This window comes from Mesorhizobium sp. WSM1497 (assembly GCF_001672455.2).
GTDB lineage: Bacteria > Pseudomonadota > Alphaproteobacteria > Rhizobiales > Rhizobiaceae > Mesorhizobium > Mesorhizobium ciceri.
Genome location: NZ_CP021070.1, coordinates 6122777 through 6134968, shown reverse-complemented (window position 1 = coordinate 6134968; position 12192 = coordinate 6122777). Strand labels below are relative to the sequence as shown.

Sequence of the window (12192 nt, the reverse complement as noted above, 5' to 3'; positions counted from 1 at the left end):
CATCTGGAGGATGCTTGTTCCCGTCGCCGGCGCGTAGCGCTGGCTGTTGGAACAAGCCACATGAAGCCCCGCCGCATTCGTCACCAGTTTCTGCTTGAGTTTGAGTTAAGCGAGAAGCTGGACAAACTCAGTCGTGATCCTTCGACCACCAAATCGGCGATCGTCGCCAAGGCAGTAGAAGCCTTCATCGAGCGGCGTGGCAAGAACGAGCTCGACCAACGCTACGGGGTAAGGCTCGACCGTCTTTCTCGCGACCTCGCTCATGTCAGGCGCGACGCCGAGATGACGATGGAGAGCCTGGCGCTCTTCATCCGCTTCTCGATCACGCTTCACGCCCACACGCCGGCCCCGGACAGGGTAACGCAGGCCATCGGCCAGGAGCGCTTCGACAAATTTGTCGAGCAGGTCGGCCGGCAGATCGCTTCCGGGAAGCGGTCGCTTGGCAAAGACAATGGCGGGGGAGAGGAAGGGTGAACTCTCATCCGGAAGCCGATCATCGCCGCCGCGCCATGCTGCGCACCGCCATGGGCCCGGCGATCACCAAAGCGCTTTCAGACCCATCGATCATCGAGGTGATGGTCAATCCCGACGGAGCACTGCGCATCGATCGGCTCGGGGAAGGCTTGGTCGACACAGGCGTGCACATCCATCCTACCGAGGCGGAGCGCATTGTCCGCCTCGTCGCTTCCCACGTGCGCGCCGAAGCGCATGCGGATAATCCGATCGTAAGCGCCGAACTGCCCTCGGGCGAGCGGTTCGAAGGCCTCCTGCCACCTGTGGTGTTGGCGCCATGCTTTGCCATTCGCAAGCCCGCCGCAAAGCTCTACAGCCTAGCCGATTATGTCGCCGACGGGGTCATGCTGCCGCTGCAGGCTGATGCGTTGAAGAAAGCCGTCCGCGAGCAGCGCAACATCCTGGTCGCGGGCGGCACTTCATCGGGCAAGACAACCCTTGCCAATGCGCTGCTGGCCGTGGTCGCCGACTGCCACGAGCGGGTGATCCTGATCGAGGATACGCGCGAACTTCAATGCGCAGCAAAAGACTGCGTTGCGCTGAGGACCAGGCGTGGTTCTGTCACGCTCGCCGATCTCGTGCGTTCGACACTGCGCCTCAGACCCGATCGCATCATCGTCGGCGAGATCAGAGGCGCGGAAGCGCTCGACATGCTGAAGGCATGGAACACTGGTCACCCAGGCGGCATCGCCACCGTTCACGCGAACTCGGCGCGGTCCGCCCTCTACCGCATCGAGCAGCTCGCACAGGAAGCCGTGGTCACCGTTCCCCGCCGGCTCATCGCCGAGGCGATAGACCTGATCGTCTTCATCGCCGGCCGCGGATCCTCGCGCCGCATCGAGACGATCGCCGAGGTCACTGGCCTCGACGGCAGTGGCGACTACGCCGTCACCCAGCTCACGCTTCCGCAACTCCAGCAACTCTGAAAGGTCACTTCATGCGCAAGAAGCTTCGCTTTCTCTGGGCCACCACGCTCGCGTTTCTTCTCACGTTTCCGGCATACGCCGCCGGCTCCGGAATGCCCTGGGAGCAGCCGCTGCAGCAGATCTTGGAATCTGTGCAGGGGCCGGTCGCCAAGATCATCGCGGTCATCATCATCATTACCACCGGCCTGACACTCGCCTTCGGCGACACGGCAGGTGGGTTCCGTCGGCTCATCCAGATTGTCTTCGGCCTGTCGATCGCCTTTGCCGCATCGAGCTTCTTCCTCTCCTTCTTCTCCTTTGGCGGCGGGGCACTCGTCTGATGTTGGCCGGAGAGCACCATATCGAGGGCTTTGAGGTTCCGGTTCACCGCGCACTGACCGAACCGATCCTGCTCGGCGGCGCGCCGCGAGCGGTGGCCATCTTCAGTGGCACCGTTGCCGCGGCCGTCGGGCTTGGCTTGCAGCAGTGGATTGCCGGATTGGTGCTGTGGATCTGCGCGCACACGGTGGCTGTCTTCGCGGCCCGCCGCGACCCGGATTTCGCCAGCGTGCTCGTCCGCCATCTTCGCCTGAAGGGGTGGCTCGCATGCTGAATCTTTCCGAATATCGGGGCAAGGCCGACCGACTTGCCGATCATCTGCCTTGGGCCGCACTGGTGGCACCGGGCATCGTGCTCAACAAGGACGGAAGTTTCCAGCGCTCATTTGGATTTCGCGGGCCTGATCTCGAGAGTGCAACAGAAGCCGAACTCATCGGCATCTGCGCGCGGGCCAACAATGCGCTCAGACGGCTCGGCTCCGGCTGGGCATTGTTCTTCGACGCCGAGCGCATCGAGGCGCTGGGCTACCCAAGCTCGCGTTTCCCCGACGCTGCGTCATGGCTGGTGGATGAAGAACGGCGCGCGGCCTTTCAAGGCAAGGTCGCGCACTACGAGAGCCGCTATCACCTAACGCTGACGTTCATCCCGCCGCCAGACAGCCAGGCGCGGGCGCAAAGCGCTCTGGTCGACTCGCATCATTCAGGAGGCGAGAGAGAGTGGCGCCAGGAACTGACGCGGTTCCGGGACGAGACCGGCCGCGTGCTGGATCTCCTGTCGGGCTTCATGCCCGAAATACGCGCACTCGATGATGCCGGGACGCTGACTTACCTCCACGGCACGATCTCCACCCGCCGCCATCCAGTCGCCGCGCCAAAAACACCCATGTATCTCGACGGCATCCTGGTCGATGCGCCGCTTACTGGCGGATTGGAGCCGATGCTTGGCAACCACCATCTGCGCACGCTCACCATCCTCGGTTTTCCGAATGTCACACGGCCCGGAATTCTCGATGCGCTCAACAATCAGGATTTCCCCTACCGCTGGATGACGCGCTTCATTCCGCTGGATAAGACCGAGGCCACCAGGACGCTCACGCGGTTGCGGCGGCAGTGGTTTGCCAAGCGCAAATCGATCGTGGCCATCCTGCGCGAGGTGGTGACCAGCGAACCCGTCCCGCTCGTTGACACCGACGCCGAAAACAAGGCGCTCGATGCCGACGCCGCAATCCAGGCGTTAGGCGGCGATCATGTCGGGTTCGGCTATCTGACGACGACGGTAACGGTTTGGGACGAGGACCATCAAGCCGCTGCGGAGAAACTCCGCGCGGTCGAGCGCGTCGTCAATGGCCTCGGCTTCGCCACGATCCGTGAAGGCGTGAATGCGGTCGAGGCCTGGCTCGGCTCGTTGCCCGGCCATGTCTATGCCAATGTCCGTCAGCCGCTCGTTCACACATTGAATCTCGCCCACTTGATGCCGCTTTCCTCGGTGTGGGCCGGCCCGGCGGCGAACGAGCATCTCGCCAAAGTTACACAGGCAGAGGCCCCGCCGCTTCTCTTCGCCTCAACCAGCGGGTCGACACCGTTCCGGCTTTCCACCCACGTCGACGATGTCGGCCACATGCTGATCGTCGGACCGACCGGCGCCGGCAAATCGGTTCTCGTTGCCCTCTTCGCTCTGCAGTTCCGACGCTATGCCGGCGCGCAGGTGTATGTCTTCGACAAAGGCAATTCAGCCCGGGCCGCAATTCTTGCCATGGGTGGCGAGCATCACGCGCTGCGCGCCCACGGTGCGCTTGCCTTCCAGCCGCTGCGCAAGATTGACGATCCGGCGATCCGCAGCTGGGCAGCCGAATGGATCGCCGGGCTGTTCGCCCATGAGAACGTCACCGTCACCCCGGAGGCGAAAGAGGCAATCTGGTCGGCACTCACCAGTCTTGCAACGGCGCCAGCGCAGGAACGCACACTCACCGGCCTGTCGGTCTTGCTTCAGTCCAACGCGCTGAAGTCCGCTTTGATGCCCTACACGCTCGACGGGCCCTTCGGCCGGTTGCTGGACGCGGACGACGATCGGCTGGCCTTGTCGGATGTGCAGTGCTTCGAGACCGAAGAGCTGATGCACAGCCAAGGCGCTGTGCTGCCGGTGCTCACCTATCTTTTCCATCGCCTCGAGGCGCGGTTCGATGGACGACCGACATTGCTCATGCTCGACGAGGCCTGGCTCTATCTCGACAATCCGCTCTTTGCGGGGCGTATACGCGAATGGCTGAAGGTGCTGCGCAAGAAGAACGTCTCTGTCATTTTCGCCACGCAGTCACTGGCCGACATCGCTGGCTCTGCAATCGCACCGGCCATCATCGAGAGCTGCCCACAGCGCATTTTTCTTCCAAATGACCGTGCCGTGGAACCACAGGCACGGGAAGCCTACGAGCGTTTCGGCCTGAACGAGCGGCAGATCGAACTGGTCGCGCGCGCCACGCCGAAGCGGCAATATTATCTGCAATCGCGCCGCGGCAACCGGCTGTTTCAGCTGGGCTTGGGTCCAATTGCGCTTGCGCTATGCGGCGCCTCCGATCCGGCCAGCCAGACCCTGATCGACAAGATCCTGTCGGAACGCGGACAGGACGGCTTTGCCTTTTATTTCCTGAATGCCCGCGGGCTCGATTGGGCCGCCGAGCTTCTCCGCCAATTCCCTCAACCAGACATGGAGTAATCGTCATGATGCGGCGCCGTTTCCTTTCCGGCCTGATCACCCTTTCCCTGATGGCCAAACCGATGGCCGACTATGTCCAGCCAGCCTACGCGCTCATTGTCTTCGATCCCTCGAACTACACCCAGAATGTGCTGACGGCGGCACGCTCACTGGAGCAGATCAACAACCAGATACAGTCGCTCCAGAACCAGGCGACCATGCTGCAGAACATGGCGCGCAACCTTCAGAGGCTGGATTTTTCTTCGGTAGGCCAGCTCACCGGTTCGCTGCAGCGGATCGACGGGCTCATGGACCAGGCGAGTGGCCTGAGTTTTGATCTGGACAAGCTGCAGGACCAGTGGCGCAATCAATATCCCGAAAGCTACGACGCCACGATCAAGGTCAGCGATGTGGCAAGCGCAGCGCGCGAGCGCTGGCAGAGCGCCATGCAGGCGTTCCGGCAGACGATGGGTGTCCAGTCGCAGATCCTCGAGAACGTCCGGGGCGATCGCGACCTGCTTGCTGATCTCGTCAACCGCAGCCAGGGTGCTGCCGGTGCGCTTGAGGCAAGCCAGGCCACCAACCAACTGATCGCGCTGTCAACCAAGCAGCAGATGCAGATCCAGACGCTGCTCGCGACGCAGTTTCGCGCGGAGGCGGAGGATGCGGCTCGCAAGGCGCAGTCCGAAGAAGCCGCACGCCAGACGACAAAGCGTTTCCTCGGCACCGGCACGGCCTATCCCGGCAACTGATCACCATATCTGTCACGAGGAAGGCGCAATGAACGACCTCGGGGTCATCGATCGCTTCATGGAGACTTTCATCCGCTATATTGACAGCGGGTTTGGTCTGCTGTCGGGCGATGTCGCCTTCCTCACCACGACCCTGATCGGCATCGACATCACGTTAGCCGGGCTCGCCTGGGCATTCGCCGGCGAGCCCAACATTCTCGGCCGCTTCATCCGCAAGGTGCTCTATGTCGGCGTCTTCGCTTTCATCCTGAACAATTTCAAGAATCTCGCCGACATTATATACCGCTCCTTCGCAGGGCTGGGCTTCAACGCTTCGGCCGCCAATCTGTCGCCCGACAGTCTCCTGCGGCCCGGACGTATTGCCGCCACAGGCTTCGAGGGCGCGTGGCCGCTGCTGGATCAGGCGAGCCAGCTTCTTGGCTTTCCCGAAATCTTCGGCAACGCGCTCACCATTTTCGTGCTGCTCGTGGCCTGGTTCCTGGTCATCATTGCCTTCTTCATTCTTTCCATCCAGCTCTTCATCACCATTCTGGAGTTCAAGCTCACCACTCTCGCCGGCTTCGTTCTGGTGCCCTTCGCAGTCTGGAACCGGTCGGCGTTCCTGGCCGAGCGCGTGCTCGGCAACGTGATCTCGTCGGGCATCAAGGTGATGGTGCTTGCGGTCATTGTCGGTGTCGGGTCCACGCTGTTCGGCGAGTTCGCTTCGGCGCTGCAAGGCAAGGAGCCGGATTTGGCCGCCGCCATGTCACAGGTGTTGGGGGCGCTGGCGCTGCTTGGGCTAGGTGTTTTCGGGCCTGGAATAGCGTCCGGTCTCGTCTCGGGTGCCCCGCAGCTTGGTGCGGGCGCTGCACTGGGTACGGCCGCGGCCGCCGCCGGTGCGTCACTCGTTGCCGGAGGCGCTGCGATCGCCGGGGTGCGCATGGCAGCTGATGGCGGGCTTGCCGCAATTCGCGCCGGCACCACGATCGGTTCGGCAGCTTCCTCTGCCTGGCAATTAGGGCGCGCAACCTCGCCTGACTCCGGCCTGTCCGGTGTGGCTGCCGGGATGCAGGGCGTGGCAGGTGCCGCCAGTGGCGCCGCTGTGCGAGCGGCACGATCTGCCGCGGAAACCTTCGGGCGCAGCGCTGATGCCGGGCGCCAGGCCGCATGGACCGCGACCGGCGGGTCTCCCATCGCCTCGATGACCGAAACTCCTGCGGGTCCGACCACCGATGCTGCCCCTAGCTGGGCCAGGCGCCTGCGTTCCCAGCAGTCTGCGCGAGCCCACCGCCACGCCACCATGCAGGCGGTGCGCGATGGTGACAGACCGGGCGGTAGCGCCAATCCCTCTCTCAACGACAAGGACGACTAGATGCTCTTCAAGCGATCCGTTCAACGCTACGGCAAGACACCCGAGCCCATCACACCGTACCAGAAGGCGGGCCAGCTGTGGGATGAGCGCATCGGCTCATCGCGGGTGCAGGCCCGCAACTGGCGGCTGATGGCTCTTGGCTGCCTGGCATTGGCAACCGGGCTCTCCGGCGGGCTCGTTTGGCAGTCAATGCAAAGCCGGGTTGTGCCCTACGTCGTCGAGGTCGACCGCTTCGGCGAGGCGCGCGCCGTAGCCTCGGCAATCCGGGACTACGAGCCGACGGACGCCCAGATCGCCTGGCATCTTGGCCGTTTCATTCAGAATATCCGTTCCGTTTCCACCGATCCGGTGTTGGTGCGGCAGAACTGGTTGGCCGCCTATGACTTTGCCAGCGACCGCGCCGCGCTCTTCCTCAACGAATATGCCAAGGCGAGCGATCCTTTCGGTCAGATCGGAACGCGAAGCGTGTCCGTCCAGGTGACCAGCGTGGTGCGGGCCTCCGGTAGCTCGTTCCAGGTCAAATGGACCGAGCAGGTCTTTGAGCGCGGCAGCCTTGCCAGCACGACCCGCTGGACGGCGATCCTCACCATTATGATCCGGCCGCCAAGCAATACAGACCAACTGCGCAAGAATCCGCTCGGCCTCTTCATCAACGCCATCGATTGGTCGCGCGAGCTCGACAGTGCCGCGCCGACCTCCGTTTCCCCCAAGGAGCCCGCCAATGACAAATAAAGCCCCATCGCTCCGTGCCGCGCTGATCCTGTCGGCCTCGGCAGCGGTGCTGTCCGCCTGCGCATCCAAGCCGGTGCCGCCGCCCGAGATTGCCTATGACGCTGCCGACTTCAAAGCAGCGTCGATCGAGAAGCCGCCAGAGAAACCGGTTAAAATCGTCGAGGTGCCAAAGCCGCTACCGCTTCCCGGCCAGTTGCAGCCTGACCCAGTCAAGTTCGCCGAGGACAAGCGCTCTCCTGAAGAACGCGTTGCCGATGCCAATAGGGCCGCAACTCGGCAGCCAACCAGGTATGGCTATGTCAACGCGGTCCAGGTCTATCCCTTCACCGATGGCGCGCTTTATCAGCTCTTTGCAGCGCCGGAGCGCGTCACCGACATCGCTCTGCAGCCGGGCGAGAAGCTGACGGCTGTGTCCGCCGGGGACACGATCCGCTGGGTCATCGGCGACACCGTCAGTGGCACCGGTGACGGTCAGCGCACCCATGTTTTGGTGAAGCCGTTCGCGCCCGAGCTTACCACAAATCTGGTGATCACCACGGATCGACGCACCTATCACTTGCAGCTCCAAAGCACGGAGAAGACCGCAATGGCGGCCATCTCTTGGACCTACAGCGAAGACCAGATCCTTGCGCTCTCCCGGCGAAACGTTCAGGCCGACGCTGCAACGCCGGTCGCATCGAATGTTGCGCTCGAAAATATCCGCTTCCGCTATTCGATCGCCGGCGACACACCGCCCTGGAGACCGACACGGGCCTTTGACGACGGCAGCAAAGTCTATATCGAATTCCCGCGCCGCATCGATCAGGGCGAGGCGCCGCCGCTCTTCATCGTCGGTGCTGACGGCGGCAATCAGTTGGTCAACTACCGCATGCGCGGCAACTACTACATCGTCGATCGCCTGTTCGCCGCGGCCGAACTGCGCCTCGGCGCCAAGCCGCAGCAGGTCGTGCGCATCTCAAGGATGGACGGCCGGCAATTGCCGCGTCGGATGCCACTCTTTGCCGGTTTCGGCAGGTGAGGGGAAAAGGCTCATGACCTATACGTCCCACTCCAATGCGCCGCCGAAACTCGATCCCGACCAGCTGCAGCTGCGCGCCTCACCCCGCGGTGCTGTGCGCTTCAGGCGGGGGGTGATTGTCGCGATCTCTGCCGCCGGATGTGGTGCCATTCTGGGCGTCATGATCATTGCGCTTCAGGGGCCGGCATTGCGATTCAAAGAGCAGGCGGAAGACCTCTACCATCCTGACCACAAGCCCACCGCCGAGGGGCTCGACAGCCTGCCCAGGGACTATTCCGGCGTCAAGCCGAAGGCCCCGGTGCTCGGACCGCCGCTACCCGGTGATCTCGGCCGCCCCATCCTCGAGCGGCAGCGCCAACTCGGAATTGCGCCGGGACAGGAGGTCTCCGCCGAGGATCAACGCCTTGCCCAGCAGGCGATCGAAGCGCGCGAGTCGCAAGTGTTGTTCCGGATCGACAATCGGCCCAAACCGACAGATCTCGCTGGCGGCGAGGAGAGTCTACAGCAGCGGCCTGAAGCGCCGCAATCCGGAGCGACAGCCGGGTCGGCTTCCGTTGCACCAGCCGAGGGCGATCAGAACAACCAACAGCGCAAACTGGATTTTGTCAGTCAGCGGAGCACAAGCGGAATCTACAATCCGCATGCGCTGCAGACGTCTGCCTCGCCCTACCAACTGATGGCTGGCAGCGTAATCGCGGCAAGCCTCATTACCGGGATCAATTCCGACCTACCCGGCCTCGTCGTCGCGCAGGTCACAGAGAATGTGCAAGACACAGTCACTGGCAGCATCTTGCTCATTCCACAAGGTTCCCGGCTGATCGGCACCTATGACAGCGTGGTGGCGTTTGGGCAAAAGCGCGCATTGCTGGTCTGGCAGCGAATAATCCTGCCGGACGGGTCCTCGATCGAGATCGATAATCTGCCGGCGACAGACACCGCCGGATATGCGGGGCTTGAGGACAAGGTGGATTTCCACACCTGGCAGCTGATCAAGGGGGTTGCGCTCGCGACCTTGCTTGGCGTGGGCACCGAATTGAGCCTCGGAGACAATGAAAGCGATCTGGTCAAGGCGATCCGCGAATCCGCCCAGCAGAACGTCAGTCGAGCCGGCCAGCGCATAACTGAGAAAAATCTCAACGTTCAGCCCACCATAACGATCCGACCAGGCTGGCCACTGCGCGTCATCGTGCACAAGGATCTCTTGCTGCGGCCATACAAGATTGAACGGGAGTGATTATGGCCAACTTGAAACTTGGCAAGCTTCCAGACCGAACGCCCTTGAAGATTACCATCACCGTCAGCGCGGACTTGAGCCAAGAACTCAACGCCTATGCTGCGCTCTATCGTCAGACTTACGGCGAGTCTGAAACAGTCGCGGAACTCATTCCTTTTATGCTGGCGGGATTTCTGGACGGCGACCGAGCGTTTGCCAAGGCCAGAAAAGAAGGTCTGGCGACGGCCAGCATCTCAGACGAATCGCGGTCTTTGAAAGCCTCAGATTCCGAATGACCGAAGCAGAGAGTCAGTCAAGTGCAATTGTGGCGCACCGTGCCTGTCAAACAAGGGTGTGCGCGGGCAACATCGTCTGGCAAATAGGTCACCGATGATGGGCCCTGCGCGGACCGCGACGCACTCGCTGGCTCAAACTGCCACGGAGTGCCTGGCCTTTCCCGTTTTGAGATATTTGTCGAACTTCGCAGCGACGCATCTGACAAAGGGACGACTTTCCAGCGGTACGACGAAACGATCGCCGTCGAGTTCAAGTCGGACCGACTTGTCGAGGGCCACGGTACTCGACCGAAGAAGGAGCTTCTGGCCGGCTTTGCCGAAGCGTTCCACCAAATCGACTGCCGAGAAGCCGAAATCGCACATCAGGCGCTCGATGATCCAACCGCGAGCGCGGTCGTCGTCGGAAAAAGCAATTCCGCGGACCGAAGCCAACCCACCGTCATCCACCATGCGGCCATACTCGGCGGTCGAAGGCATGTTCTGTACATAGCCTTGTCGGAATTGGCTGATGGATGACGGGCCGAGGCCGATCAAGGTTTCGCAGCGATCCTCGGTGTAGCCCTGAAAGTTGCGACGCAACATCCCCGCATGCGCGGCAAGCGCCAGCGCATCCCCCGGTTTGGCGAAATGGTCGAGCCCGATTGCTTCGTATCCTTGGTCGAGTATGGCGCGAGCTGCCAGTTGCGATTGGGCAAACCGCTCCTCCGGGCCTGGCAACCAGGCCTCGTCGATCATTGTCTGATGTTTCTTGAACCATGGCACATGCGCATAGCCAAAGAGGGCGATCCGGTCGGGCTCGAGCGTCAGCGCCTGCCTGACGGTGGACAAGACGCTCTCCCTGGTCTGGTGCGGCAAGCCGTAGAGCAGGTCCAGGTTAACCGACTCGACGCCGCGTGCCCGAACGCCGTCGACGACTGTCTTGGTCTGCAAGAAGATCTGTTCGCGATTGATGGCCTTCTGCACCTTCGGATCGAAATCCTGGACCCCGAGGCTGGCCCTCGTCATGCCGATTTCGGCAAGTGCGTCGAGGCGCGCTTCGTCCATATCGTTGGGTTCGATTTCGCCGCTGATCTTGGCGCCGGGAAGAAATGAGAAGCTGTTGCGCAGAACGGCTCCGAGCGCCACCATGTCCTGTGGTTTGAGCATCGTCGGTGAGCCGCCACCGAAATGGACGGCACGCACCCGGCCCTTGCCTCCGGCGAGACATGAGACGGTGGCGATCTCCGCATGCAGCGATCTCAGATATTTGGTGACCGGTTCATAGTGGCGTGTCTGCTTGGTGTGGCACGCGCAGAACCAGCAAAGCTTGGCGCAGAAAGGGATGTGCACGTAGAGCGATATCTCATCGTCCTCGCCGAGCGCCTCCAGCCAGCCACGATAAGCCGCAGCATCGACGCCCACGTGGAAATGCGGTGCGGTCGGATAGCTGGTATAGCGAGGGACGTTTTCGACAATCCGAGCAAGCTACTTTCGACTGCATGTCGTGGTCACCATGTGCACCGCTGGAACTCTTGACTGGTTGGCCGGCCAACGCCCTGATTTCGATCAAGTGCAGCTCGGACAAACTGCCGCAAGGATTTTTCTACCCTGGATTGCTACCCTGTCGGTGCTTGGAAGAGGATAGAGCGAGCGCATGACATTACGGCAGGGCATTCACAGTGCCGGCATTCCCGTTCTTTGCCGCTCTTGCGAGGGAAGGCGTCGCGGTATTTGCGGCGCGCTCGATCCAGACCGTTTGGCTGCGCTTGCCAGGAGTTCATCGCGGCACAAGATCGAGCCAGGAGTCGAACTGGTCGGCGACTGCGAGGCCGTCAACAGCTATTCGAATGTGCTTTCAGGCGTGGTCAAGCTGACGAAGAGCCTTTCGGATGGGCGCCAGCAGATCGTAGGGCTCCAGTTTGCACCGGATTTTCTGGGGCGACCCTTCAAGGTCGAAAGCGAGATCAGTGCGGAAGCGGCAACCGTTGTCACGCTGTGTTCGTTCCCCAAGGCAGCCCTCGAACGGATGGTGAAGGAATCACCGGAACTCGAGCATCGCCTGCTCAAGCAGGCGCTGGACGAACTTGACGCAGCACGCGAATGGATGGTGACGCTCGGGCGCAAGACGGCATCGGAAAAGGTGGCGAGTTTTCTTGTCATGCTCGCCCTGAACATGGATTCCAGTGTTGATCCGGCCGCTATCTCGGCGTCCTTCGATCTGCCACTGACTCGTGCCGACATCTCTGATTTCCTTGGCCTGACGAATGAGACCGTGAGCCGCCAGCTGACTCGATTGCGAGCTGAAGGCGTGATCCGGATCGACAACAAGCGCCATGTGAGGGTGGAGAGCGTCGGCCGGCTGGAGCAGCGTTGCGGCGGCCGAAGGCCGCGGCAGTTTGGATAAGC

13 protein-coding genes are annotated in these 12192 nt (G+C 62.1%); 12 read left to right on the top strand and 1 reads right to left on the bottom strand.

Annotation, left to right across the window (positions count from 1 at the left end):
* The first annotated feature begins 60 nt into the window (after positions 1–60).
* The 11 genes from A9K65_RS30030 to A9K65_RS29980 are packed head-to-tail and all read left to right on the top strand — an operon-like array spanning position 61 to position 9807.
* Complete coding sequence (locus A9K65_RS30030; protein WP_064993432.1) at positions 61–474, top strand: CopG family transcriptional regulator; 414 nt, start codon at positions 61–63, stop codon at positions 472–474.
* Complete coding sequence (gene trbB, locus A9K65_RS30025; protein ID WP_013533270.1) at positions 471–1439, top strand: P-type conjugative transfer ATPase TrbB; 969 nt, start codon at positions 471–473, stop codon at positions 1437–1439. The genes A9K65_RS30030 and trbB overlap by 4 nt, the downstream gene beginning before the upstream one ends.
* Before the next feature lie 11 nt (positions 1440–1450).
* Positions 1451–1759 carry a TrbC/VirB2 family protein gene (locus tag A9K65_RS30020; protein ID WP_064993433.1) on the top strand — a complete coding sequence of 103 codons (309 nt, stop codon included), beginning with the start codon at positions 1451–1453 and terminating at the stop codon, positions 1757–1759.
* Positions 1759–2031, top strand: coding sequence for a VirB3 family type IV secretion system protein (locus A9K65_RS30015; RefSeq protein ID WP_064993434.1), 273 nt, complete (start codon positions 1759–1761; stop codon positions 2029–2031). Before A9K65_RS30020 ends, A9K65_RS30015 begins: the two co-directional genes overlap by 1 nt.
* Positions 2025–4466 (top strand): conjugal transfer protein TrbE, encoded by a 2442-nt coding sequence (gene trbE, locus A9K65_RS30010; protein ID WP_064993435.1) that lies wholly within the window; start codon positions 2025–2027, stop codon positions 4464–4466. The genes A9K65_RS30015 and trbE overlap by 7 nt, the downstream gene beginning before the upstream one ends.
* Before the next feature lie 5 nt (positions 4467–4471).
* Positions 4472–5197 (top strand): P-type conjugative transfer protein TrbJ, encoded by a 726-nt coding sequence (gene trbJ, locus A9K65_RS30005; RefSeq protein WP_064993436.1) that lies wholly within the window; start codon positions 4472–4474, stop codon positions 5195–5197.
* Positions 5198–5225: 28 nt separating this feature from the next.
* A complete protein-coding gene (gene trbL, locus A9K65_RS30000; protein WP_064993437.1) occupies positions 5226–6548 on the top strand; it encodes a P-type conjugative transfer protein TrbL in 1323 nt (440 codons plus the stop codon).
* Positions 6549–7280 carry a conjugal transfer protein TrbF gene (gene trbF / locus A9K65_RS29995; protein ID WP_064993438.1) on the top strand — a complete coding sequence of 244 codons (732 nt, stop codon included), beginning with the start codon at positions 6549–6551 and terminating at the stop codon, positions 7278–7280.
* Positions 7270–8298, top strand: coding sequence for a P-type conjugative transfer protein TrbG (gene trbG, locus A9K65_RS29990; RefSeq protein ID WP_064993439.1), 1029 nt, complete (start codon positions 7270–7272; stop codon positions 8296–8298). The genes trbF and trbG overlap by 11 nt, the downstream gene beginning before the upstream one ends.
* A gap of 13 nt (positions 8299–8311) precedes the next feature.
* Positions 8312–9532 carry a TrbI/VirB10 family protein gene (locus tag A9K65_RS29985; protein ID WP_064993440.1) on the top strand — a complete coding sequence of 407 codons (1221 nt, stop codon included), beginning with the start codon at positions 8312–8314 and terminating at the stop codon, positions 9530–9532.
* 2 nt (positions 9533–9534) lie between these two features.
* Positions 9535–9807: a DUF2274 domain-containing protein gene (locus tag A9K65_RS29980; RefSeq protein WP_064993441.1), complete on the top strand. Its 273-nt coding sequence runs from the start codon at positions 9535–9537 to the stop codon at positions 9805–9807.
* A 132-nt stretch (positions 9808–9939) separates the two neighbouring features.
* Here A9K65_RS29980 and hemN read toward each other — a convergent pair whose 3' ends face one another.
* Complete coding sequence (hemN, locus tag A9K65_RS29975; protein WP_064993442.1) at positions 9940–11262, bottom strand: oxygen-independent coproporphyrinogen III oxidase; 1323 nt, start codon at positions 11260–11262, stop codon at positions 9940–9942.
* 178 nt (positions 11263–11440) lie between these two features.
* On the opposite strand from hemN, the gene A9K65_RS29970 reads away from it, so the two are divergent.
* A complete protein-coding gene (locus tag A9K65_RS29970) occupies positions 11441–12190 on the top strand; it encodes a Crp/Fnr family transcriptional regulator (RefSeq protein ID WP_064993443.1) in 750 nt (249 codons plus the stop codon).
* Positions 12191–12192: the final 2 nt, after the last annotated feature.

Excerpts from the sequence above, each read along its gene's own strand:
- A9K65_RS30030 (WP_064993432.1), top strand. The coding sequence starts at position 61 with ATGAAGCCCCGCCGCATTCGTCACCAGTTTCTGCTTGAGTTTGAGTTA.
- A9K65_RS30020 (WP_064993433.1), top strand. The coding sequence starts at position 1,451 with ATGCGCAAGAAGCTTCGCTTTCTCTGGGCCACCACGCTCGCGTTTCTT.
- A9K65_RS30015 (WP_064993434.1), top strand. The coding sequence starts at position 1,759 with ATGTTGGCCGGAGAGCACCATATCGAGGGCTTTGAGGTTCCGGTTCAC.
- trbE (WP_064993435.1), top strand. The coding sequence starts at position 2,025 with ATGCTGAATCTTTCCGAATATCGGGGCAAGGCCGACCGACTTGCCGAT.
- trbJ (WP_064993436.1), top strand. The coding sequence starts at position 4,472 with ATGATGCGGCGCCGTTTCCTTTCCGGCCTGATCACCCTTTCCCTGATG.
- trbL (WP_064993437.1), top strand. The coding sequence starts at position 5,226 with ATGAACGACCTCGGGGTCATCGATCGCTTCATGGAGACTTTCATCCGC.
- trbF (WP_064993438.1), top strand. The coding sequence starts at position 6,549 with ATGCTCTTCAAGCGATCCGTTCAACGCTACGGCAAGACACCCGAGCCC.
- trbG (WP_064993439.1), top strand. The coding sequence starts at position 7,270 with ATGACAAATAAAGCCCCATCGCTCCGTGCCGCGCTGATCCTGTCGGCC.
- A9K65_RS29985 (WP_064993440.1), top strand. The coding sequence starts at position 8,312 with ATGACCTATACGTCCCACTCCAATGCGCCGCCGAAACTCGATCCCGAC.
- A9K65_RS29980 (WP_064993441.1), top strand. The coding sequence starts at position 9,535 with ATGGCCAACTTGAAACTTGGCAAGCTTCCAGACCGAACGCCCTTGAAG.
- A9K65_RS29970 (WP_064993443.1), top strand. The coding sequence starts at position 11,441 with ATGACATTACGGCAGGGCATTCACAGTGCCGGCATTCCCGTTCTTTGC.